This is a genomic window from Neobacillus niacini NBRC 15566 (genome assembly GCF_001591505.1).
GTDB lineage: Bacteria > Bacillota > Bacilli > Bacillales > Cytobacillaceae > Neobacillus > Neobacillus niacini.
Genome location: NZ_BCVA01000029.1, coordinates 1 through 24,737, shown reverse-complemented (window position 1 = coordinate 24,737; position 24,737 = coordinate 1). Strand labels below are relative to the sequence as shown.

The following is a 24,737-nucleotide window of genomic DNA, read 5'->3' as shown; positions in this document are numbered from 1 at the left end:
TCTTATTCCTTGGAACCAACCTTTTCAGATTCAAATGCTGCTGTTTCTGGAACAATGTTTAGTGTATCGACTTGTTGTAAGTCATCTTCATCTTCCATATCACGCATTTCAATTTCTTTTTCATCTCCAGATAGGATTTTTACATCCATACCAAGACTCTGAAGTTCTTTAATTAATACTTTGAATGATTCAGGAACACCTGGTTCCGGCACATTTTCACCTTTTACAATGGCTTCATATGTTTTCACACGACCCACAACGTCATCTGATTTTACTGTCAGAATTTCTTGTAGAGTATACGCGGCACCGTATGCTTCAAGTGCCCAAACCTCCATCTCACCGAAGCGCTGACCACCAAATTGCGCTTTACCGCCAAGTGGCTGCTGCGTAACAAGTGAGTATGGTCCAGTTGAACGAGCATGAAGCTTATCATCAACCATGTGCGCAAGTTTAATCATATACATGACACCGACAGACACACGATTATCAAAAGGCTCACCTGTACGTCCATCATATAGAACCGTTTTAGCATCATTCGCCATTCCAGCCTCTTCAATCGTTCCCCAAACATCTTCTTCACGGGCACCGTCGAATACTGGTGAAGCAACATGAATTCCAAGGGCTCTAGCAGCCATACCTAAATGAAGCTCAAGCACCTGACCGATATTCATACGAGAAGGAACCCCTAACGGATTCAACATAATATCAACTGGAGTACCATCTGGTAAATATGGCATATCTTCCTCTGGTAATATACGAGAGATAACCCCTTTATTACCATGACGTCCTGCCATTTTATCTCCTTCGTGAATCTTACGCTTCTGAACAATATAAACACGTACAAGTTGATTTACACCTGGTGGCAGTTCATCGCCGTCTTCGCGATTAAAGACTTTAACATCAAGGACAATACCGCCGCCGCCATGTGGAACTCTTAGAGAAGTATCGCGCACTTCACGTGCTTTTTCTCCGAAGATTGCATGTAAAAGCCGTTCTTCTGCAGTAAGTTCTGTAACACCTTTAGGAGTTACTTTACCAACCAGTAAGTCACCATCTTTTACTTCCGCACCAGTACGGATAATTCCACGCTCATCTAAATTACGAAGGGCATCTTCCCCTACATTCGGAATGTCACGTGTAATTTCTTCTGGTCCAAGCTTTGTATCACGAGATTCTGACTCATATTCTTCAATATGAATAGAAGTATAAACATCATCTTTTACAAGACGTTCGCTCATAATGATCGCATCTTCATAGTTGTAGCCATCCCAGTTTACGAATGCAACTAAAACGTTACGGCCTAGAGCTAATTCTCCAAGTTCCATAGAAGGACCGTCCGCTAAAATCTCACCTTTTGTGACGTGGTCACCCACAGCAACAATTGGTCGTTGATTATAACAAGTTCCCTGATTAGAACGGATGAATTTCAACATTTTATATTTATCAAGGTCACCTTTAACTTCTTGACCATCGACTGTATTAATACGGCGCACCCAAACCTCACGGGCCTCCACATGCTCAACGATTCCTTCATGCTTACAGATAACGGCTGCTCCGGAGTCTTTCCCAGAAACATATTCCATACCTGTTCCAACTCTTGGTGCTTCCGGCTGTAATAACGGCACGGCTTGACGCTGCATGTTCGCTCCCATCAAGGCACGGTTCGAGTCATCATTTTCTAAGAACGGAATACAAGCTGTCGCTGCTGAAACTACCTGTTTAGGAGATACATCCATATAATCAATACGGTCACGTTTTACAACTGTGTTTTCTCCACGGAAACGGGCAACAACGTCCTCATCAATGAAAGTACCGTCATCGCTAAGACGAGAGTTCGCCTGTGCTACAACATAGTTATCCTCTTCATCTGCCGTTAAGTAATCGATTCGGCCTGTAACTTTTCCAGTATCAGGATCAATTCGACGATATGGAGTTTCAATGAAACCAAAACGATTAACCTTTGCAAATGATGATAGTGAGTTGATCAAACCAATGTTTGGTCCCTCTGGCGTTTCAATCGGACACATACGGCCATAGTGGGAATAGTGAACGTCACGCACTTCAAATCCTGCGCGTTCACGTGTTAAACCACCAGGTCCTAATGCAGATAAACGACGCTTATGTGTTAATTCTGCAAGCGGGTTCGTTTGATCCATGAACTGCGATAACTGTGAGCTTCCGAAGAACTCTTTTATTGACGCAATAACTGGACGAATGTTAATTAACTGCTGTGGCGTGATGGTAGCAGTATCTTGAATAGACATTCTTTCACGAACAACACGTTCCATACGAGACAAACCAATACGGAATTGATTTTGCAGCAATTCTCCAACAGAACGAAGACGTCTGTTTCCTAAATGGTCAATATCGTCAGTATCGCCTACACCATGCAATAAGTTAAAGAAATAACTGATTGACGCAATGATATCAGCTGGTGTTATATTTTTAATAGGTTCAGCAACGTAAGCATTGCCCAACACATTGATTACTTTTTCACCATCGTCATTTGGTGCATAGATTTTAATGCCTTGAAGAATAATTTCTTCCTCTACTACACCGCCAACAGGATTAAAGCCCTTGAAGTTAATATCCTTTTCGAGAGCAGGAATAATCCGATCAAGGTTTCTACGGTCTAGAACTGTACCTTTTTCTGCAATAATTTCACCTGTCTCAGGATCAACAAGGGATTCAGCCAAGCGCTGGTTAAATAAACGATTTTTAATATGAAGCTTTTTGTTAATTTTATAACGGCCTACATTGGCTAAATCATATCTCTTTGGATCAAAGAATCTTGATACCAATAAGCTCTTTGCGTTATCTACAGTTGGAGGTTCACCTGGACGCAGGCGCTCATAAATTTCTAAAAGCGCTTTTTCTACTCCCTCAGTGTTGTCCTTTTCAAGAGTATTTCGAATGTACTCATTATCTCCAATCAATTCAATAATTTCTTGATCAGAGCCGAAGCCAAGTGCACGCAAAAGAACCGTAACGGGCAGTTTCCGAGTACGATCTATCCTCACATATACGACATCTTTGGCGTCAGTTTCATATTCCAGCCAAGCGCCGCGGTTCGGAATTACAGTAGCCGTAAATCCTTTTTTCCCATTTTTATCAAGTTTTCCACTAAAGTATACGCTCGGAGAACGTACTAACTGGGAAACGATAACACGTTCTGCCCCATTGATGACAAACGTACCCGTTTCAGTCATAAGTGGGAAATCACCCATAAAAACATCCTGATCTTTTACTTCGCCTGTTTCTTTGTTTACAAGACGTACTTTCACACGCAATGGTGCAGAATATGTAACGTCCCGCTCTTTCGATTCCGCAACAGAATACTTAGGTTCGCCAAGGCTGTAATCAATAAATTCAAGTGATAGGTTACCAGTAAAGTCTTCAATCGGTGAAATATCCTGGAACATTTCACGCAATCCCTCATCAAGAAACCATTGATATGAAGAGGTTTGGATTTCAATAAGATTTGGTAATTCTAAAACTTCACTGATTCGTGCGTAACTTCTTCGTTGGCGGTGTCGTCCATACTGAACTAGTTGACCTGTCAACTGATTCACCCCTCAAATCAAGCGTTTTTATAATGCATATATTTTGGTCTTATGTAAGGATAAGAAATCCCCCATCAGACAAAAAAGAAAAAGGGTTTTTATTTCTTAAAAACCACATTTTCACATTTTGACTATTATTTTGTCATCATTTCCGTCTTAATTCATTTTTATACCATAAAAATAAGTATTTACAGGAATAAATCGGAAATTATTATGATGGCATTTTATAATGCTACCATACGTGACATTTTGAAGTCAACTATTTTACCGCTTTAATGATAAAATAACCTTTAGACTTGTCAACAGTCTCTACTGTGGTAAATAATTGATTTAATTTTTCAATCGCCGAAGGTGCTCCTTGCTTCTTTTGAATAACAACCCAAAGCTCGCCGCGGGTGACTAAATGTTCATGACTTTGTTCGAAGATATCATGTACCGTCTTTTTTCCCGCCCTGATTGGAGGATTTGTTAAGATAGCTGCAAATTCGTATCCCTTTACATTGATTAAAGTATCACTTTCGTAAATATCAACATTGTGTACCGAATTTTGCCCAGCATTAGCCTTAGCCAGTTCAATTGCCCGTTCGTTCACATCAATCATATGTACTGTGCGATCCGGAAAATTTTTTGCAATCGAAAGACCAATGGGACCATAACCGCAGCCTACATCTAGAACAGGTCCTTCTACACTTGGTAATTCAAATGCTTCTATTAATAAACGAGAACCAAAATCTACTTCCTTCTTTGAAAATACTCCATTATCCGTTTTAAAGCGAAATAACTGATTCCTTAAGGTAAAGTCCCAAAACTTCGGATCACTTTCGACTTTTTGGGTGCGAGAATAGTAATGTTCAGACAATAAGCTCACCTCCTGAGGAGTGTTGATTAATGAGGTTACCCGAGGAAAAAATTTAATATCTAGCTGCAGCGCCAGAGCACTTCCGCTTTTACGATATCGAAAAAAAGCCCGCTTATACAGCGAGCTTTTCTATAAGGTTATTACTTAACTTCAACGTTAGCTCCAACTTCAGCAAGCTTAGCTTTAAGTTCTTCAGCTTCTTCTTTAGATACGCCTTCTTTAACAGGCTTTGGAGTGTTGTCAACAAGATCTTTTGCTTCTTTAAGACCAAGACCTGTGATTTCACGTACAACTTTGATAACCTTGATTTTTTGATCTCCAGCGCTAGCAAGGATTACATCAAATTCAGTTTGCTCTTCAACAGCAGCAGCACCAGCTCCGCCAACCATTGCTACAGGAGCAGCAGCAGTTACGCCGAATTCTTCTTCGATTGCTTTTACTAGATCGTTAAGTTCTAAAACAGTCATAGATTTAACTGCTTCAATGATTTGTTCTTTAGTCATTTTAATTTTCCTCCTTAGTTTTCATTCCGTTATTTGTTAAGCGATAAGTTTTAACTTACGCGCCTTGTTCTTCTTTTTGTTCTGCAACTGCTTTTGTAGCAAGAGCAAGGTTGCGGATTGGAGCTTGTAGTACGCTGAGTAGCATAGAAAGCAAGCCTTCGCGTGAAGGTAGTTCTGCAAGTGCTTTAACCTCTTCAACTGTTGCTACGTTGCCTTCGATTACACCAGCTTTAATTTCAAGTGCATCATGCTTTTTAGCAAAGTCATTAAGAATTTTTGCAGGTGCTACTACATCTTCTGTACTGAACGCAATAGCGTTCGGACCAGTCAATGCTGCGTTTAACTCTGAAAGTTCAGCTGCATCAGCCGCACGACGAGTCATAGAGTTTTTGTAAACTTTGAAGTCGACACCAGCTTCACGAAGTTGCTTACGAAGTTCAGTAACTTCAGCAACAGTTAGCCCGCGGTAGTCAACTACGATTGTTGAAACACTAGCTTTTAACTTAGCTGTAATTTCATCAACGATTTGAACTTTTTGTTGGATTGCGCTGCTCATCTTTACACCTCCTGTAGATTCTCTACATTTATACCAGGCAAAGTAAAACCTCCATATCAAGAGTCAGACATGGAGGTGCATACAATAGCCGAAGATTTCAGCCAATTCTATCGCATTACCTCGGCAGGAAATTAAGCTCTAAAGAGCACCTGCTGTCTTCAGTACAAATGTTTTATTTAAACAACAAAATAGATTATATAAAATGTATCTATATTTGTCAATTGGTAATAAATTACTTAGCTGAAGCAGTTGAAGGATCAACCTTCACACCAGGTCCCATTGTTGAAGTAACAGTTACATTCTTCATATATGTTCCCTTTGCAGCTGCAGGCTTAACTTTTAACATTGTTTCGAATACTGTATTGAAGTTCTCAACAAGTTTTTCGTTTTCGAAAGATGATTTTCCGATTGGCACGTGGATATTTCCAGCTTTGTCAACACGGTACTCAACTTTACCTGCTTTGATTTCATTGATTGCACGAGTTACATCAAATGTAACAGTTCCAGTTTTAGGGTTTGGCATTAAACCTTTTGGTCCTAATGTACGTCCAAGTTTACCAACTTCACCCATCATGTCAGGAGTTGCTACGATTACGTCAAAATCAAACCAACCTTGTTGGATTTTGTTGATGTATTCTGCATCGCCAACATAATCTGCACCAGCAGCTTCTGCTTCTTTCACTTTTTCACCCTTAGCGAATACTAATACGCGTTGAGTCTTACCAGTTCCATTCGGAAGCACTACTGCACCACGAATTTGTTGGTCAGCTTTCTTAGGGTCTACGCCTAAACGGAATGCAACTTCTAATGTCGCATCAAATTTAGCGAAGTTTGTTTTCTTTGCAAGTTCAATTGCTTCAGTAACTGGGTAAGCTTTTGTGTTATCAACAAGCTTAGCAGCTTCTAAATACTTCTTACCTTTTTTAGCCATTTTTATTTCCTCCTAGATTGTGGTTTTAACGGAATAACCTTTTGCAGGAATTACCTCCCACGAATAAAGGTTGCGTAAGTAACGCAACCCCCTTCATTACAAAAAACAGTTTACATGGATTAGTCTTCGATCGTGATACCCATGCTGCGTGCAGTACCTTCAACCATGCGCATTGCTGCTTCAACGCTTGCTGCGTTTAGGTCAGGCATTTTCTGTTCCGCAATCTCGCGTACTGTATTACGCTTAACTGTTGCTACCTTATTACGGTTAGGCTGGCCAGAACCAGACTGAATTCCAGCTGCTACTTTCAAAAGAACTGCAGCAGGAGGAGTTTTCGTAATAAATGTAAATGAACGGTCTTCAAATACCGTAATTTCAACAGGAATGATTAATCCAGCTTGATCTGCTGTACGAGCGTTAAATTCTTTACAGAATCCCATGATGTTAACACCGGCTTGACCTAGTGCAGGTCCAACTGGTGGTGCAGGATTCGCTTTCCCAGCAGGGATTTGTAATTTAACAACTTTAATTACTTTTTTAGCCACGAGACACACCTCCTTAAAGTCCGTGATGTGGTAATAGGGTTTACACCCTCCCACTCAGGTATCTGTCTTTATATAAAGATAAAGATCTTAGCAAAAGTCTTTGTCTCATTAAGAGACATACTGACCTATGAAATATTACCACTTTTTAAAAATGATTTCAAGTTTTTTTGAAATTACTATTAATATTTCTTAAAATTAAAGCTTCTCAATCTGCGTAAATTCTAGTTCTACCGGGGTGTCACGACCAAACATGTTAACAAGAACTTTAAGCTTCGATTTGTCTTTATCCATTTCTTCAACTGTTCCTGTGAAGTTCGTAAATGGACCCTCTTTAACTCGAACAGTTTCACCAATTTCATAGTTAACATCGATTCGTTTCTCATCCACACCCATGCGTTTTAGAATTCCGACAACTTCATCAGGCAGAAGCGGTGTTGGTTTCGATCCTGCTCCTGATGAACCAACAAATCCAGTTACACCTGGTGTATTACGCACTACATACCATGAGTCGTCTGTCATGACGATTTCAACAAGCACATAGCCAGGGAATACTTTCTTTTTAACTACTTTCTTTTTACCATTTTTAATCTCTGTTTCTTCTTCTTCTGGTACAACTACACGGAATATTTTATCCGTCATACCCATTGATTCAACACGTTTTTCTAAGTTTGCTTTTACTTTATTCTCATAACCTGAGTAAGTATGTAATACATACCAATTCTTTTCCATTCAAGAGGACTAAACGTCCATCCCTCCCCGTACACTATTATTAAGAATAGACATTTTTTTGTTTTTAAGACAAATGAAAAAACCCGTTAAACGGGCTTTAGATAAAATTTCCTGTATTATTTACCATTATACCATGAAATGCGTTTTATTATTCAATAATAAAACGAATCAATTTTGAAATACCTAAATCTAGGACAGCAAAAAACGCTGCGAAGAAAGCAACTGTTGAGAAAACTGTAATGGTATAGCGTGTTAGTTCTTTGCGTTTTGGCCAACTAACTTTTCTCATTTCACGGAAAATGTCACTGAAGAATTTCTTTAAGCGTTGCATATCTATAACCCTCCAACTGTCGGAATAACATTGCTAGTATAGATTAATATTATTTTGTTTCTTTGTGGATTGTATGGGAGGCGCATGTTTTGCAATACTTTTTTAATTCCAATCGTTCTGATTGCAACTGATTTGCATGGGTCGAATAATTACGCGAACCACATTCAACACATGCCAGAATAATCTTTTTACTCATCATTAAACACCTTCAACATCCATCTAATATATCTTTAAAAATGTAACATGACCCCTAATTATTGTCAACAACATGTGTTAGTGGATTCATACAATTGTCATCGATTCCAAGATTAAAGACTAAATTCCCTTATTTCTAAATAGCGCTCTAATTTCCTTTTCACTCGCTGAAGGGCATTATCGATGGATTTTACATGACGGTTAAGCTCTTCTGATATTTCTTGGTACGATTGTCCATCTAGATACAGTGCCAAAACCTTTCGTTCTAGGTCGCTTAATAATTCAGTCATTTTTACTTCGATATGATCAAATTCTTCTTGGTTAATAATCAATTCTTCTGGATCAAGAACCTTTGCACCAGAAAGAACGTCCATAAGGGTCCGGTCCGATTCTTCATCGTAAATAGGCTTGTCCAATGATACATAGGAATTTAGCGGTATATGCTTTTGCCTTGTTGCAGTTTTAATAGCGGTAATAATTTGTCTAGTGATACACAGCTCTGCAAACGCTTTAAATGATGTGAGCTTGTCCTCGCGAAAATCGCGAATTGCCTTATATAGCCCAATCATTCCCTCTTGTACTATATCTTCCTTATCTGCACCGATTAGGAAGTAGGATCTTGCCTTTGCACGTACAAAATTACGATATTTGTGGATCAAATAATCAAGTGCCTCACTATTCCCTTGGTGCACTAGATCAACAATTTCCTCGTCTTCCATTGAAAAAAATAGCTCGTTGCTTTTTTCCCCGAAGTCTGTACCCAATTTAAGATCCCCCTCCACCGAACAAGCATAGATAGTATTATTATACTGCCCGTAACTTTTGAACGTCAACGCTTACTTTTGTCCTCTGCGCCACTTTTCAAAAATTTCTGCCACTTCGCTGCTAATCGGTATTTTTGAGACTGGTCTTTTTTCTTGAATTTTTTTTACCTTTTTTTCGATTCCTTTTTCAACCGAGGACATCTCGATAAGCAATTCCCGTGCAGATTTTCTTAGAGCGCCTTGTCCAAAAATTGCCCATTGCTCTGTATAATCGGAAGTAGCCACATGTATTTGAGTCCTTCGGTTGTTTAAAGAAATCGCCAGCTTTTCAATTCGCTCATCCGCTGTTTCGTTTTCTTTTGTAAAAATAACCTCTACCTTATGATTCTTATATTTCTTCTCAGTCCCCTGGACATAGTAGGCATCAAAGACAACAATTACGCGATAGCCAGAGAAAGCTTGGTATTCTGCCATCCTTTCTACCAAACGGTCCCTAGCCGCAGGCAAATCATGATCCCTTAACGCCCTTAACTCCGGCCAAGCCCCGATTATGTTATATCCATCGACAAGCAAAATATCCATAACTATCCCTCTAGAGGATGCCGCCTGCGGTATACCTCATACATTAATAACGCGGCAGCTACAGACGCATTTAATGATGTTACCTTTCCAGCCATCGGCAGGTTGATAAGGAAGTCACATTTATCTCTAACCAGACGCCCCATCCCTTTTCCTTCACTTCCAATCACAAGACCGATTGGCATTGTTCCATCAAATTGGCGATAATCTTGCTTTCCACTCGCGTCCGTACCAGCTATCCAAATACCGCGCTCCTTTAATTCATCTATCGTGCGCGCCATATTGGTAACACGTACAACCGGGATATGTTCAATTGCACCTGTTGAGGCCTTTGCAACGGTTGCTGTTAATCCAACCGCTCTTCTTTTTGGAATAATAATTCCATGGGCTCCCACTGCGTCAGCGGTTCTCATGATAGAACCTAAATTATGAGGGTCCTCAATTTCATCTAGTAACAAGAAGAAGGGGGCTTCATTTTTCTTTTCTGCAGCTGCAAATAAATCGTCCATTTCTGCATATTGATAAGCAGCTACATAGGCAAGAACTCCTTGATGGTTTTCATCGGATATCTGATCGATTTTTTTCTTTGGGACAAATTGAACAATTACATTAGCCTCTTTTGCTAGTTGAATTAATTGCTGCATTTGACCACGCTGTGAGGACTCTGCAATCAAGATCTTATTGATATCCCTTTCTGATCTCAGAGCCTCCATTACAGGATTTTTTCCAATGATGTAATCCTTATTTTCGTTCATTCGCTAGTTCCTCCTTTCTTTCTTCAACAAACTCAAAGGACTTTACGATAAGTTCTTCTAATCGTTCCGTTTTCTCTGTTAAATATAAAAAACCAATTAATGCTTCAAATGCGGTGCTATAATGGTAGGTTTGGACATCTGTGTTTTTAGGTACAGTGCCCGATTTAGCATTTCTCCCGCGCTTGACCACCGCCAGCTCCTCCTCTGACAGGAGACTTTCATCCATCATCCGAAATAGTACCTGGCATTGAGCCTTTGCGGAAACGTATGTCGTTCCCTCTCGGTGTAGATGATTTGGCTTAACCTTGCCGCTTTGCAGGAGGTGACGTCTGACATATGTCTCATATACAGCGTCACCCATATAAGCTAAGGCAAGACTATTCAATTGATTGGCATTTACTTTTTCTTGATAATCAAGCATGGATTAGCCTCTTTTCCATCTCGTACCTTGCGGCGTATCTTCTAAAATAATATTCATTTCCTTTAATTGATCTCTTATTTGATCAGAAAGCTGAAAATTACGGTCTTTTCGTGCCTGAATTCTTTTTTCAATTAACGCGTCAATTTCTTCATCTAGCAATTCTGTTGTTTCAAGCGTCAAACCTAAAACATTAAATAACTCATTAAATTGTGCGGTGAATTTATCAATTACTTCTACCGCTGTGTTTTTTTCTAATAAGTAGTAATTAGCCAGCTTTGATAGATCAAATAAAACGGAAATTGCTTTTGCTGTGTTGAAATCATCGTCCATCGCTTTTATAAACTCATTCTCTATTACATCTATCTTCTCGAGCCATTCTTGATTATTGTTTGTTAAATTTGTACTGGATTCCTTGCGATGTTGTAAATTTTGGTAAGAAGTTGTTAAGCGTTCAAAGGCTGCCTTTGTGCTATCTAACAACTCTTCACTGTAATTAATTGGGTTTCGGTAATGAACAGAAAGCATAAAAAATCTTAAAACTTGCGGATTATGCTTTTTGATAATGTCATGTACTAGAACAAAATTTCCGAGTGATTTAGACATTTTTTCATTATCGATATTAATATATCCATTATGCATCCAATACCGGGCAAAAGTTTTTCCGGAAAGTGCCTCTGATTGGGCTATTTCATTTTCATGATGAGGGAACGTTAAATCTTGTCCGCCTGCATGAATATCGATTGTTTCCCCTAGGTATTTTTTTGCCATTGCCGAGCACTCAATATGCCAGCCTGGGCGTCCAATACCCCAAGGACTTTCCCAAAAGATTTCCCCTTCTTTTGCCGCTTTCCATAAGGCAAAGTCCATATCATCTTGTTTCTTTTCACCAACTTCAATTCGGGCTCCAACCTGCAAGTCATCAATTGATTGATGGGAAAGCTTGCCATAATCATCAAATTTTCTTGTCCGGAAATATACATCCCCTTCTGATTCATAAGCGAAACCTTTTTTAATAAGCTGGTCAATAAATTCAATGATAATATCCATATTTTCCATTACGCGTGGATGAATATCCGCCTTTTTGCAGCCTAATGCCGTTACATCTTCAAAATAAGCTTGAATGAAACGGTCTGCGATGGATGGAACATCCTCTCCAAGCTGATTCGCAGCACGTATTAATTTATCGTCTACGTCTGTAAAGTTGGATACATATTGGATGTCATAGCCCCGGTATTCAAAATAACGGCGGACGGTATCAAAAACAATCGCCGGACGAGCATTGCCGATATGAATATAATTATAGACAGTCGGACCACAAACATACATTTTTACCTTTCCTTCTTCGAGCGGGATAAAGGTTTCTTTCTTACGGGTTAGAGTATTATACAGTTGTATGGTCATTCACTTTATTCCTTTCTTTCTTTAATTCAATTAATTCTTGCTGCAATTCAGTTAGTTCGACTTGCAAATCTTTGATTCGGTCCGCAATAGGGTCGGGAAGGTTACAATGGTCTAAATCCTTGCCAATTCGTTTGCCATCTTGAATCACTACCCTTCCTGGGACCCCAACAACTGTGGAATTCGGCGGTACTTCTTTTAATACAACCGATCCTGCACCAATTTTAGAATTTTCACCAATGGTGATAGATCCCAGCACCTTTGCACCTGTTGCAATTAAAGCATTATCCTTAATGGTTGGATGACGTTTCCCTTTCTCTTTCCCAGTTCCCCCAAGTGTTACGCCTTGAAATACAGTTACATTATCACCAATTTCACAGGTCTCTCCAATCACAACTCCCATACCGTGATCAATAAATAATCTCCTGCCTATTTTTGCACCTGGATGAATTTCAATACCTGTGAAAAAGCGACTAATTTGAGAAATGACCCGTGCAAGGAAATAAAACCTTCTTTTGAAAAATGCATGTGCAATTCGGTGTGCCCAAATTGCATGTAAGCCTGAATACGTTAAGATTACTTCTAAATAACTTCTTGCTGCAGGATCTTGTTCAAAAATAACCTCAATATCCTCCTTCATCCTTTTGAACATTTTCTCATTTCCCCCTTAAATGTAATGAAGCTTCTGTCTAAAATAATCCCCATGCTCTTCAAATAAATAAAAAAACGCGTCTCTGTCTTAACGACAGAGACGCGTTTGGCGTGGTTCCACTCTGATTAGACCGGTAAGCTTATAGATGTACAGCTTACATTGGTCTCACTCTACCTGTTAACGGAAAGGTTCCGCCCATATTTACACAGATTTTCATCTTTTCAAAATGGGACTCAGAGGTGCATTTTCAAACATGAGAGGCTTAGACCACTTTCAGCCGGTGATGGTCTTCTCTTTAAAGCATCATACCTTACTTTTCCTCATCTACACTTTTTCATATAGAAAGATTATTTCTTTTACTATATTACATTTTGTCGCTAATGTTAACCAATAATTTTTTGAATTCTATTTAAAACTTTTCCTTTTCCTAAAAGTTCAATCGTTTGAGGTAAATCTGGACCATGAGTTTGACCGGAAACAGCGGCACGGATTGGCATAAACAGATTTTTACCCTTTTGGCCGGTGGATTTTTGAACGGCCTTCATCGCAGCCTTAATTTCGTCTGCTTTAAAGTTATCCATCTTGTCAAGCTCCACAGAAAATGCCTTAAGTACTTCTGGAACTGTCTCGCCTGATAATACTTCCTTGGCGTCTTCTTCGTATTCAGCTTCATCTTTAAAGAACATATCGGAAAGTTCAACAATCTCTGCACCGTAGCTCATTTTTTCCTGTAAAAGTGCAACTAAACCTTTTACCCATTGTTGTTCCTCTCTAGTCAAGTTCTCACCTAAACGTCCAGCTTTCACTAAATGCGGCATAGATACTTCTAGAACTCGATCAACATCTATCTTCTTCATATATTGGTTGTTCATCCATGTTAGCTTATTCGTATCAAATAAAGCCGGTGACTTCGATAGGCGATTTGCATCGAAGATTTCAATAAATTGCTCTTTAGAGTATAGTTCCTCTTCACCCGCTGGGGACCAACCTAGTAACGTAATAAAGTTAAACAAAGCCTCCGGCAAATAGCCTAATTCTTCATATTGTTCGATAAACTGAATAATGGATTCATCTCGTTTACTTAATTTCTTTCTACTCTCATTCACAATTAGTGTCATGTGACCAAAAATCGGCGGTTCCCAGCCTAATGCTTCATAAACCATAAGCTGCTTAGGAGTGTTAGATATATGGTCGTCACCTCGTAGTACATGCGAAATTTTCATTAGATAATCATCAACGGTTACTGCAAAATTATAAGTTGGTGTTCCGTCCTTTTTAATGATAACCCAATCGCCCATTCCTTCAGATTCAAAGGATACAGTTCCTTTTACCATGTCATCAAAGGTGTAAGTTTTTCCTTCCGGTACCATTATTCTAATGCTTGGCTCGCGTCCTTCACTTTCTAATTTTGCGCGTTCCTCAGCTGTTAAATGGCGGCACTTTCCTGAATAATGAGGAGTTTCTCCTCTCTCCATCTGCTCTTCCCGCTCTGCTTCAATTTCTGCCTCTGTACAGTAGCATTTATAGGCATGGCCATTTTCTAATAATTGATTATAATAGGTTTGATAAATATCATTTCTTTCAGACTGCCGGTAAGGTCCATATTCGCCGCCGACATCGACACTTTCGTCCCAATCCATCCCTAACCATTTAAGATATTTTAATTGGCTTTCTTCCCCGCCGGCAATATTCCGCTTTTTATCTGTATCCTCAATACGGATAATAAATTTGCCGCCTTGACTGCGTGCAAACAAATAATTAAATAATGCAGTACGGGCATTTCCAATATGTAAATGTCCAGTCGGACTTGGAGCATACCTTACACGAACTTCATTTGACATTATTATGCCTCCATATAACATTGATTTCTTATATCTGATTTATTTTACCATTGTAGATTTCAGCAATAAAGACTATATGTTAACCTTTTTTAACAAAACGACTGCTTGTGAAGCAATTCCTTCACCGCGGCCTGTAAAGCCTAACTTCTCTGTTGTTGTTGCCTTTACATTAATTTGTTCGGGAGAAGCGTTTAATAATTCAGCTATTCTCTCTTTCATTGGCTGTATATAAGGTGCCATTTTGGGTTTTTGTGCAATAATTGTACAGTCTGCATTAACAAGTTCATAGCCTCTATCTTTTACGAGCTGCCATACTTGCTCCATAAGCTTAGCCGAATCTGCATCCTTAAAGTTTGGATCTGTATCCGGAAAATGCTTGCCAATGTCCCCTTCACCAATCGCCCCAAGACAAGCATCCGAGATGGTATGTAATAATACATCTGCATCAGAATGACCAAGCAATCCTTTTTCATAGGGAATGGTAATTCCGCCTATAATCAACGGCCGACCCTCGGTTAATTGGTGCACATCAAAACCTTGTCCAATACGAAACATTTTAAAAACTCCCTTGTCTTTTCTCTAGTATTGCTTTTGCAAAAAATAAATCCTCGATGGTGGTAAGCTTGATATTATCATAATCTCCTTCCACCATTGTGACTGGATGAGAAATTCGTTCTACCAAACTAGAATCATCCGTACCAATAAAGTGATCCTTCTCTGCCTGTTCATAGGCTTTAAAAAGAACAGAAAAACGAAAAGCTTGTGGGGTTTGAACAGCCCACAAGCTGGATCTTTCAACAGTTGCCCTGACCACATGATTCCCTACTGTTTTCATGGTATCCTTTGCTGGTACTCCAATAATTGCTGCACCTGTTTCTTGTGCTGTATCTAGTAATCGGTGAATATGCTCCTTAAGAATAAAAGGCCGAGCGGCATCATGAACAAGAATAATTCCATCATTCTTCACAGTTTTCAATGCATTATAAATGCTATCCTGACGTTCTTTTCCACCGGGAACTAAATCCAGCACCTTCTTCACCTTATACTTATTTAACAGATTTTTAAACTCCTCGGTATCGAGCGGGTTAACAGCTAAAATTATTCCGTCACATAACTCATCTTCATCAAAGACCTTTAAAGTATGAATTAATACAGGTATATTATTTAGTTCTAATAAAAGCTTGTTTTTCCCTGCCCCCATCCTCTTCCCCTGACCAGCGGCCGGAATAATGACTTGATAAGCCATAATAAATCTCCATTCTATTCTTTCTGTCTATTGATCCGTAAATTATAATGCCTTTTCCAATAATTTTGGCTTTGCAAAAATCATTCTACCTGCAGAGGTTTGAAGCACACTCGTTACAAGAACATCGATTCTTTTTCCGATATATTCTCGTCCCTCTTCCACCACAATCATTGTGCCGTCATCAAGATATGCTACACCTTGGTGATATTCTTTACCATCTTTGATTACCTGTACTGATAACTCTTCCCCAGGCAGCACTACTGGTTTTACGGCATTGGCTAAATCATTAATATTTAATACAGAAACGTTCTGTAATTCACATACCTTATTAAGATTAAAATCGTTCGTAACAAGCATTCCATTTGTAATCTTCGCTAGTTTTACAAGCTTGCTGTCCACTTCTTGAATTTCATCAAAATCACCTTCATAAATCTCAACTTTTATCGCTAGTTCCTTTTGAATGCGATTTAGAATATCCAAGCCCCGTCTTCCACGGTTTCGCTTTAACACGTCTGATGAATCAGCAATATGCTGTAATTCCTCAAGTACAAAGCGAGGAATTACTATTGTTCCTTCTAGGAATCCGGTTTGACAAATATCCGCAACACGGCCGTCAATAATGACACTCGTATCTAAGATTTTCAATGATTGTCCCTCTGACTTTTCAGTGTCGTCTTCCCCTGATTTCTTCTTTCCACGGCTGCCAAAGAGATTTAACAGCTCATCCCTTTTCTTAAATCCAACCTGAAAGCCAAGGTATCCAAATAATAATGTCAGCAAAATAGGAGCGACAGCATTAAGAATAGGTACTTGAACTGCATTTAGAGCAAAACCGATTAAAAAGGCTACCAATAAGCCAAAAATTAATCCTAAACTGCCAAAAATCACGTCTGTTACCGGGATTTTCACCAGTGAGTCTTCAGCCCATTTAATAAACTCTAGTACATAATCTACTGCCCAAAAAGTTATAAGATAAAAAATAATTGCACCTATAATAGCCGCGGCATACGAGTTACTGATTATTGGAATGTCATCAAAATTAATTACTTTTAACAATTGTGGGATCAACAATATTCCAAGCGTACCACCAGTTATAAGAAAGCATGCTTGAACAATACGTTTTAACATTCCTTCACCTCCTCTACTCATTATAAACATATTCCCAAAAATGAAACCTTCGTTTAATGATTATTTTGGTCAAAGTGTGAATTTTAAATCATGAAAGTTACTTTTCTATAGTAAAAAATATTTTTCAATTCATAGGGTAGCACTGGAAAAATGCCCTGTCAAACAAACGTAAATTGTACACTTTACTCGTAAGGTAAGCTACAAATGCCGCTCTGTATATAATCTCTCTTTAATTAATCGTAAGCCTTCCTTGATTTTTTTTGCACGGATTTCACCAATTCCTTCTACATCATCTAATTCTTCAACCGAGGCTGATATAATATTTGAAAACTCACCGAAGCTAGATATAATGTTTTCAATTATTACAACGGGAAGACGGGGAATTTTATTTAGAATCCGATATCCACGAGGAGGCTTGCTTTCATCAAGAGGAGTATATCCTTGATACCCCATTAGTTTTAGTATTGCCATATCATCTAATGTCCCATTACTAGTTAACACTTGCATTCGTTTAAGAACATCTCTCGACTTGATTTCTCTATCAAGGGCATAGTCCTTAATAATCAGGGCTGTCTCTTCTTCCAAATCTGTCAATATTTCATTCATTTGCAAGCGAATGAGCCTGCCTTCTGTTCCCAATTCATTCAAGTAAGTAATGAGTTCATTTTTAATTCTTAGTACCATCTCAAACCGATGGAGAACGAGTAAGAAATCGTTATATGTAACCGATTCTTCGAACTCTAAAATACTTAGACCGGCAATGCTCCGCTCAAGGACTGCTTTATACTTTTCCAGCATTTGAATCGCCTGATTTGCCTTGGTCAATATGACAGAAATATCTTTAAGGGCGTAACGGAAGTTTCCTTGATATAAGGTTATGACATTTCTTCTTTGAGATATAGCAATAACAAGTGCCTTTGTTTGCCTGGCTACTCGTTCAGCGGTGCGGTGGCGCATACCGGTCTCCGAAGCAGGTATTTCGGAATCAGGAACAAGCTGGGCATTGGCAATAAGAATAGTATTCCCTAATTCATTTAAGATAATTGCACCATCCATTTTGGCTAGCTCATAAAGATAACTTGGTGAAAAAGGACAATTAATTTGAAAACCGCCATCTACGATACCTTTAACTTTATCATTGTAACCAACAACAATAAGTCCTCCAGTATTTGCTCTTAATACATTATCAATACCTTCACGAATAGGTGTACCTGGGGCAATAAACTGTAAAACTTCACTAACAGTTTGTTCACCCAGCTTTTTATTCTCCATGTTCTACACCCCTAACACTGCTTTTAAAGCTTCTGCTACAGTCGAAACCCCGATTAGTTCCACACCTTTCGGACCCTGCCAGCCGCTCAAATTATTGGCAGGCAGAATAACCCGTTCGAACCCTAACTTTGCAGCTTCCTGAACACGCTGTTCAATTCTCGAGACTCTTCGCACCTCTCCTGTTAACCCAACCTCTCCTATAATACAGTCCGTTGCCCTCGTAGGTTTATCACGAAAGCTTGAGGCGATACTTACAACGATCGCTAAATCGATGGCTGGTTCATCTAGCTTCACGCCTCCTGCGACCTTTAGATAGGCATCTTGATTCTGAAGAAGCATTCCCATCCGCTTCTCTAAAACTGCCATTAATAATGGAACACGATTATGGTCAATCCCTGTTGCCATTCTTCTTGGGTTTCCAAAGCTTGTCGGAGATATTAAAGCCTGAATTTCGACAAGTACAGGACGTGTCCCTTCCATTGAAGCAACGACAGTGGAGCCTGCTGCGCCTTGCGACCTCTCTTCAAGGAATATTTCCGATGGATTTGCAACCTCATCCAGTCCAAATTCCTTCATTTCAAAAATACCCATTTCATTGGTTGATCCAAAACGGTTTTTTACAGCACGTAAAATACGATATGTATGGTGCCTTTCCCCTTCAAAGTAGAGAACAGTATCTACCATATGCTCGAGCAGCCTTGGTCCAGCTATGGACCCTTCTTTTGTTACATGACCAACAATAAAGATAGCAATGCCCTTTGTTTTCCCAATCCTCATTAATTCTGATGTACATTCACGAACTTGTGAGACGCTCCCTGGTGCCGACGTTACTTCCGGATGGAAAACCGTTTGAATGGAATCAATAATCACAAAACTTGGATTTGTATTTTCAATCGTTCGACTAATTTCATCTAGATTGGTCTCAGCATACACGAGAAGATTTTCAGATTTAATTCCCAGTCTTTCAGCTCGAAGCTTTGTTTGCCTCAGCGATTCCTCGCCTGATATGTATAAGACCTGATTGCCTTTATTCGCAAGTTGAGAGGATACCTGTAAAAGGAGAGTTGATTTACCGATGCCAGGGTCACCACCGATTAGAACTAGTGATCCTTTAACCACTCCACCGCCTAAGACTCGATTAAGTTCATTTAAATCGGTAAGAATTCTCGGTTCTGACAAGGATTCAATGGCAGTAATAGGCGTTGGTTTAGCTGCCAATGTTGAGACCCCTTGAGAATGAGCGAAGGCGCCCCTTCTATTTCCGCCAGTTACCTCAACTTCCTCCACCATTTTGTTCCATTCTCCGCAGCCTGGGCATTTTCCTAACCATTTAGGAGATTCATACCCACACTCCTGACACATGAACTTCGTTTTTCGTTTGACCATATCTATCTACTCCTGACTCTAAATAGAAAAAGAGGTACACGGTCGAGACTTATAACGTGTACCCCTTTTAGTTGCTCCAAATAGTATCGAATCTGGTTATTTAGTTAGAGTCGTTTTTTCTGCCGTTCTAACTAAGAATTCACCATTATCAACATCAATTATAACATGCTGCCCTGTTAATACTGTACCTTTTAACAGTTCTTCAGAGAGGCGGTCTTCAATATGTTTTTGAATAGCTCTGCGTAATGGGCGGGCACCGTATTCAGGATCATAACCCTCGATAGATATTTTGTCTTTTGCTGCATCGGTTAACTCTAAAGAAATATGCTGCTCTTTTAATCGTTTTACAAGCTGGTCAGATAAAAGGGTAACAATTTCTCCAAGATGCTTTTTCTCTAAAGCATGGAAGACAATGATTTCATCAATACGGTTTATGAATTCTGGACGGAAGGCCTTTTTCAATTCTTCCATTACTTTACCCTTCATGTCCTTATAATCCTGGTCTCCATCTTGAATATTAAAGCCCACATATTTGTTGCGTTTTAGTGCTTCTGCACCAACGTTGGAAGTCATAATCAGAACCGTATTACGGAAGTCAACCGTTCTTCCTTTAGAATCCGTTAAGCGGCCATCTTCAAGAACTTGCAGTAAGATATTGAACACGTCTGGGTGTGCCTTTTCAATTTCATCAAGCAAGATAACTGAGTATGGCTTTCTACGAACCTTTTCCGTTAATTGACCGCCTTCTTCATAACCCACATATCCCGGAGGTGAGCCCACCAAGCGAGAAGTAGAATGCTTCTCCATGTATTCTGACATATCAATCCGAATCATGGCATCTTCATCACCAAACATTGCCTCAGCAAGTGCTCGTGCCAACTCGGTTTTACCTACACCAGTAGGGCCAAGGAAAACAAAAGAACCGATAGGGCGTTTTGGATCCTTTAAGCCTGCCCTAGCCCGACGAACTGCTTTAGAAACGGCCTTAACAGCTTCCTCCTGACCAATCACACGGGAATGCAGGAGTTCCTCTAAATTAAGTAATTTAGCCGTTTCTGTTTCAGCTAGCTTGGAGACAGGTATTCCCGTCCAGCTTGAAACAACACTTGCAATATCCTCAACAGTGACCTCACTGTTTTCTTTACCTTGCTTTTCTTTCCATGTTTTCTTCGTTTCTTCAAGCTGCTCACGCAGACGTTGTTCTGTATCTCGTAAGGATGCTGCTTTTTCAAACTCTTGGCTTTGAACAGCAGAATCTTTCTCCTTACGCACTTCATCAAGCTTTACTTCTAATTCTTTCAAATTTGGCGGTGTTGTGTAAGAACGTAATCGAACCTTAGATCCTGCTTCATCAATTAAGTCAATTGCTTTATCTGGCAGGAATCGATCAGAAATGTAGCGGTCAGATAGCTTTACTGCAGCTTCAATTGCCTCATCTGTAATCGATACACGGTGATGGGCTTCATAACGATCACGAAGACCCTCTAGTATACGAATGGACTCTTCAGCCGTTGGTTCATCAACACGAATTGGCTGGAAGCGGCGTTCTAATGCTGCATCCTTTTCAATATATTTTCGGTATTCATCCAGTGTCGTTGCACCTATACATTGGAGTTCTCCACGTGCCAGAGATGGTTTTAGGATGTTAGAAGCATCAATCGCTCCTTCTGCTCCACCAGCTCCAATTAATGTGTGTAATTCATCAATAAAGAGAATAATGTTGCCTGCTTGGCGTATTTCATCCATTACTTTTTTCAAACGGTCCTCAAATTCACCGCGATACTTGGTACCAGCTACTACGGTACCCATATCCAGGGTCATAACCCGCTTGTCACGAAGAATTTCAGGTACTTCATTATTTACAATTTGCTGTGCAAGTCCCTCAGCGATAGCGGTTTTACCTACTCCTGGTTCACCGATTAACACGGGGTTATTTTTTGTACGGCGGCTCAATACTTCAATTACCCGCTGGATCTCCTTGCTTCTTCCGATTACAGGATCCAAACTTCCTTCTCTCGCAATGGCTGTTAAATCTCTAGCAAGGCTGTCAAGGGTCGGGGTATTGGCACTTACTGATGCTCCTCCCTGATGACCGCCTGATTCATTACTGCCTAGTAATTGTAATACCTGTTGACGTGCTTTATTTAGGCTAACTCCAAGATTATTAAGAACTCTTGCAGCAACTCCCTCACCTTCTCTGATTAAACCGAGTAAGATATGCTCTGTTCCAACATAAGAATGTCCTAGTTTTCTAGCTTCATCCATCGATAATTCAATTACCTTTTTCGCCCGTGGTGTGTAGTGGATCGTTTGGGATGCTTCCTGGCCTTTCCCGATTAACGATTCCACTTCTTTTTGAATTTTTTCTGAACCTAATCCAAGCCCATAAAGCGCCTTAGCGGCAATGCCTTCTCCCTCACGGACTAAACCTAATAAAATATGCTCAGTTCCAATATTGTTGTGACCCAGTCTAATTGCTTCCTCTTGCGCTAAAGCTAAAACCTTTTGAGCTCTCTCAGTAAAACGGCCGAACATCATATTCCATTCCTCCTCACCTTTTATCTTGCTCCATTTTTAATCGTTCTCGAATTAATGCTGCTCGTCGGATATCTCTATCATTTGCCCTTAAATGCCCGCCTGCATACTGCTGCAGGAAACCAGGCTGGGTTAGAATCATTAATTCATTTAATATATTCTTAGGAAGATGATTAATGTATCCCATATCAATTCCTAGGCGGACATCAGAAAGGCATTTTGCAGCCTCTTTTGTTTCAATAATTCTACAATTGGATAACACACCATAAGAACGAAACACTCTATCTTCTAATTGTATGTTTGAAGTTTTCCGTAATGCTTCACGAGCGGACCTTTCTTGTGAAATTAACTGACTTACAACACCCTTAAGGTCGCGGCAAATATCTTCCTCAGATTTTCCTAGAGTAATTTGGTTGGAAATTTGAAATATATTTCCAAGCGCCTCACTCCCTTCGCCATAAATCCCCCTTACTACTAATCCCAGTTGATTTATTGCAGGAATAATTCGATTGATTTGCTGTGTTAACATCAATCCTGGTAAGTGCATCATGACTGAAGCGCGAAGGCCTGTTCCCACGTTTGTAGGGCAGCTGGTAAGATAGCCATGCTTCTCGTCAAATCCAAAGTGAATGTGACTTTCCAGCCAATCATCTACTTCATTTGCTGCCTCCAATGCCTCGGTTAGTTGCAGCCCAGGAAACAAACATTGAATGCGAATGTGATCCTCTTCATTTATCATAATACTAACTTCTTCATTTTCGGTTAATAGAACAGCGCCATATGGTGAGTCTTCTGCTAAATTAGGACTAATCAGGTGCTTTTCTACTAAAACCCTTTTTTGAAGAGGCTGGATGTCATCAATTTTTAGTAATTCCATTTTCCCAAACTTTGTAAAGTTAGACTCACTCAGGATTTCTTCCATTTTCAAAATAATCGATTGTGCTTCTTCATGGGAAAATAGTGTTGGAAATTTAAAGTTCTCAAAGTTTCGGGCTAAACGGATTCGGGAACTAAGGACAATATCTGAATCAGGTCCCTCCTCGCTCATCCACGAGCTGACTGCTTGATTAATAAAACGTTCAAGCGACACGTTATTCCCCTCCCTTACTACTGCCAGGTAATTCTTTTTCGAGTGAGCGAATTTCATCTCGAATCTTAGCTGCTTCTTCAAATTCCTCTTGTTTAATCAGCTCTTTTAGTTCATTTTTAAGACTTTCAACTTGCTTTTTAAGGTGTATTCCTCCACCAATTCTCTTTGGAATTTTACCGCTGTGTGTCCCATTTCCACTGTGAAGTCTCCTTAAGACCGGTGGAAGCTGTTCCTTAAATGTTTCATAGCAATGGGCACATCCGAAACGACCCACTTTAATGAATTGTGGAAATGTCATTGAACATCTATTACACTGAAGTACTTCTTCTTGATGAAACGTATTTTGATTTTGTTTTTGAACAGTAGGATCAATATTTAATAGACCCGCTAATAGGTTATTAAAAGTAAAGCCTGATCCCCCAGTAAACATAAACATCTCGCCCTTTTCCTGGGCACATTTTTCACAAAGGTTTACCTCGGTTTTTTCCCCGTTGATGATTTTTGTAAAATGCAGTGCAGCAGGCCGTTGATTACATTCCTGGCAAATCATTTTATTTCACCTCTCTAGCTGATATAGATTATTTATATTTCAATGATGTTAACATCGCTTTCAACATTCGTGCACGTAATTCGTCTCGGAATGGAAGATCAATATAAAGGACTGAACGGTCAATAACACTTAACATTATTTTTGCCTCTCGTTTTGTAATTATCTCCTCATGGACTAGTCTGTAAATTACATCTTCCGCAGTCGTTTGTGCGATTCGCTTATCAATGAGTGACAGCAAATGATCAATTAAGTCGACTAAATCATGGGATTGAACCTTCATGATTCGGATATATCCGCCTCCCCCACGTTTACTTTCTACGATATACCCTCGTTCAATGGTAAAGCGCGTATTAATAACATAATTGATTTGTGATGGTACACATTGAAATTTATCCGCTATCTCGCTGCGTTTAATTTCTACATGTTCCTGTTCACTCATTTCTAATACTTGTTTTAGATACTTTTCAATAATATCGGAGATGTTTCTCATCTTCCCACCTCCTTCTTCTGACTTTGACTATATTTGACATTAATTATACTGAAAATTTTATGTAGTTGCAAACAAACTGCTACTAATGATTTTCTCCATATTTCGCAGATGTGAAACCTGTACGGTTTGATTAATTTGTTTTTAGGTAATTGGTATTGGTTTAGGTTGTTGCGATGAAATTAGTTTGAGGTAATTAGAGTCTTTTTGGAGTAAGTGGTAGGTTTAATTTTTTCGTTACCGTTTTTTATAAAAAGTAGGATTATGGACATGAATAAGGGCTATTCGTTACCATTTTTGTAAATAGTTGTGCTGCACGGTAACGATTGCTCTCTATTCGTTACCAGTTTCTATAAAAGTAGACCAGTGCGGGCAAGATTTCCTACTCTTCTTCTTAACACAGCCGAACAATACAAAAAAG

General features: G+C 39.4%; 25 protein-coding genes and 2 other annotated features. All 25 genes read right to left on the bottom strand.

Annotated features, from left to right (window positions below):
• Nucleotides 1-2 precede the first annotated feature (2 nt).
• A complete protein-coding gene (gene rpoB, locus BANA01_RS18945; protein WP_034676054.1) occupies nt 3-3,563 on the bottom strand; it encodes a DNA-directed RNA polymerase subunit beta in 3,561 nt (1,186 codons plus the stop codon).
• Nucleotides 3,564-3,822: 259 nt separating this feature from the next.
• Complete coding sequence (locus BANA01_RS18940; RefSeq protein ID WP_034676052.1) at nt 3,823-4,422, bottom strand: class I SAM-dependent methyltransferase; 600 nt, start codon at nt 4,420-4,422, stop codon at nt 3,823-3,825.
• 140 nt (nt 4,423-4,562) lie between these two features.
• Nucleotides 4,563-4,925 carry a 50S ribosomal protein L7/L12 gene (rplL, locus tag BANA01_RS18935; RefSeq protein ID WP_034676050.1) on the bottom strand — a complete coding sequence of 121 codons (363 nt, stop codon included), beginning with the start codon at nt 4,923-4,925 and terminating at the stop codon, nt 4,563-4,565.
• A 55-nt stretch (nt 4,926-4,980) separates the two neighbouring features.
• The gene (gene rplJ / locus BANA01_RS18930) at nt 4,981-5,481 is read right to left on the bottom strand and encodes a 50S ribosomal protein L10 (protein ID WP_034676047.1); all 501 of its coding nucleotides are present in this window, start codon (nt 5,479-5,481) and stop codon (nt 4,981-4,983) included.
• 33 nt (nt 5,482-5,514) lie between these two features.
• Nucleotides 5,515-5,661 (bottom strand) — a sequence feature (ribosomal protein L10 leader region).
• A 52-nt stretch (nt 5,662-5,713) separates the two neighbouring features.
• Complete coding sequence (gene rplA, locus BANA01_RS18925; protein ID WP_034676044.1) at nt 5,714-6,412, bottom strand: 50S ribosomal protein L1; 699 nt, start codon at nt 6,410-6,412, stop codon at nt 5,714-5,716.
• Nucleotides 6,413-6,531: 119 nt separating this feature from the next.
• Nucleotides 6,532-6,957, bottom strand: a complete 426-nt coding sequence (gene rplK, locus BANA01_RS18920; RefSeq protein WP_034676041.1) for a 50S ribosomal protein L11 — start codon at nt 6,955-6,957, stop codon at nt 6,532-6,534.
• A 195-nt stretch (nt 6,958-7,152) separates the two neighbouring features.
• Nucleotides 7,153-7,686: a transcription termination/antitermination protein NusG gene (gene nusG, locus BANA01_RS18915; protein ID WP_034676037.1), complete on the bottom strand. Its 534-nt coding sequence runs from the start codon at nt 7,684-7,686 to the stop codon at nt 7,153-7,155.
• A gap of 148 nt (nt 7,687-7,834) precedes the next feature.
• Complete coding sequence (gene secE, locus BANA01_RS18910; RefSeq protein WP_034676034.1) at nt 7,835-8,017, bottom strand: preprotein translocase subunit SecE; 183 nt, start codon at nt 8,015-8,017, stop codon at nt 7,835-7,837.
• Between the two features lie 49 nt (nt 8,018-8,066).
• Nucleotides 8,067-8,213, bottom strand: coding sequence for a 50S ribosomal protein L33 (rpmG, locus tag BANA01_RS29205; RefSeq protein ID WP_082799595.1), 147 nt, complete (start codon nt 8,211-8,213; stop codon nt 8,067-8,069).
• Between the two features lie 112 nt (nt 8,214-8,325).
• Nucleotides 8,326-8,976 (bottom strand): RNA polymerase sporulation sigma factor SigH, encoded by a 651-nt coding sequence (gene sigH / locus BANA01_RS18905; RefSeq protein ID WP_034676031.1) that lies wholly within the window; start codon nt 8,974-8,976, stop codon nt 8,326-8,328.
• A 72-nt stretch (nt 8,977-9,048) separates the two neighbouring features.
• Entirely contained in the window at nt 9,049-9,558 is a 510-nt protein-coding gene (locus BANA01_RS18900; protein ID WP_034676028.1) for an NYN domain-containing protein, read from the bottom strand.
• A 2-nt stretch (nt 9,559-9,560) separates the two neighbouring features.
• Nucleotides 9,561-10,310: a 23S rRNA (guanosine(2251)-2'-O)-methyltransferase RlmB gene (rlmB, locus tag BANA01_RS18895; RefSeq protein ID WP_034676025.1), complete on the bottom strand. Its 750-nt coding sequence runs from the start codon at nt 10,308-10,310 to the stop codon at nt 9,561-9,563.
• Nucleotides 10,297-10,731 (bottom strand): Mini-ribonuclease 3, encoded by a 435-nt coding sequence (locus tag BANA01_RS18890; RefSeq protein WP_034676022.1) that lies wholly within the window; start codon nt 10,729-10,731, stop codon nt 10,297-10,299. Before BANA01_RS18890 ends, rlmB begins: the two co-directional genes overlap by 14 nt.
• A gap of 3 nt (nt 10,732-10,734) precedes the next feature.
• Nucleotides 10,735-12,132: a cysteine--tRNA ligase gene (gene cysS / locus BANA01_RS18885; protein WP_034676021.1), complete on the bottom strand. Its 1,398-nt coding sequence runs from the start codon at nt 12,130-12,132 to the stop codon at nt 10,735-10,737.
• A complete protein-coding gene (gene cysE, locus BANA01_RS18880) occupies nt 12,113-12,781 on the bottom strand; it encodes a serine O-acetyltransferase (RefSeq protein WP_034676018.1) in 669 nt (222 codons plus the stop codon). Before cysE ends, cysS begins: the two co-directional genes overlap by 20 nt.
• A gap of 92 nt (nt 12,782-12,873) precedes the next feature.
• Nucleotides 12,874-13,117 (bottom strand) — a binding site (T-box leader).
• Between the two features lie 47 nt (nt 13,118-13,164).
• Nucleotides 13,165-14,622 (bottom strand): glutamate--tRNA ligase, encoded by a 1,458-nt coding sequence (gltX, locus tag BANA01_RS18875; RefSeq protein ID WP_034676016.1) that lies wholly within the window; start codon nt 14,620-14,622, stop codon nt 13,165-13,167.
• 72 nt (nt 14,623-14,694) lie between these two features.
• Nucleotides 14,695-15,177 (bottom strand): 2-C-methyl-D-erythritol 2,4-cyclodiphosphate synthase, encoded by a 483-nt coding sequence (gene ispF, locus BANA01_RS18870; RefSeq protein ID WP_034676014.1) that lies wholly within the window; start codon nt 15,175-15,177, stop codon nt 14,695-14,697.
• 1 nt (nt 15,178) lies between these two features.
• Nucleotides 15,179-15,868, bottom strand: a complete 690-nt coding sequence (gene ispD / locus BANA01_RS18865; protein WP_052106394.1) for a 2-C-methyl-D-erythritol 4-phosphate cytidylyltransferase — start codon at nt 15,866-15,868, stop codon at nt 15,179-15,181.
• A gap of 42 nt (nt 15,869-15,910) precedes the next feature.
• Nucleotides 15,911-16,996 carry a PIN/TRAM domain-containing protein gene (locus BANA01_RS18860; RefSeq protein WP_034676010.1) on the bottom strand — a complete coding sequence of 362 codons (1,086 nt, stop codon included), beginning with the start codon at nt 16,994-16,996 and terminating at the stop codon, nt 15,911-15,913.
• Nucleotides 16,997-17,194: 198 nt separating this feature from the next.
• A complete protein-coding gene (gene disA / locus BANA01_RS18855; RefSeq protein ID WP_034676008.1) occupies nt 17,195-18,268 on the bottom strand; it encodes a DNA integrity scanning diadenylate cyclase DisA in 1,074 nt (357 codons plus the stop codon).
• Nucleotides 18,269-18,271: 3 nt separating this feature from the next.
• A complete protein-coding gene (gene radA, locus BANA01_RS18850) occupies nt 18,272-19,654 on the bottom strand; it encodes a DNA repair protein RadA (RefSeq protein WP_034676005.1) in 1,383 nt (460 codons plus the stop codon).
• A gap of 96 nt (nt 19,655-19,750) precedes the next feature.
• Nucleotides 19,751-22,192, bottom strand: a complete 2,442-nt coding sequence (gene clpC, locus BANA01_RS18845) for an ATP-dependent protease ATP-binding subunit ClpC (protein ID WP_034676002.1) — start codon at nt 22,190-22,192, stop codon at nt 19,751-19,753.
• A gap of 13 nt (nt 22,193-22,205) precedes the next feature.
• A complete protein-coding gene (locus BANA01_RS18840) occupies nt 22,206-23,279 on the bottom strand; it encodes a protein-arginine kinase McsB (protein ID WP_034675999.1) in 1,074 nt (357 codons plus the stop codon).
• A gap of 1 nt (nt 23,280) precedes the next feature.
• Nucleotides 23,281-23,829, bottom strand: coding sequence for a protein-arginine kinase activator protein McsA (locus BANA01_RS18835; protein WP_034675995.1), 549 nt, complete (start codon nt 23,827-23,829; stop codon nt 23,281-23,283).
• 28 nt (nt 23,830-23,857) lie between these two features.
• Nucleotides 23,858-24,319: a CtsR family transcriptional regulator gene (locus tag BANA01_RS18830; RefSeq protein ID WP_034675992.1), complete on the bottom strand. Its 462-nt coding sequence runs from the start codon at nt 24,317-24,319 to the stop codon at nt 23,858-23,860.
• Between the last annotated feature and the right edge of the window lie 418 nt (nt 24,320-24,737).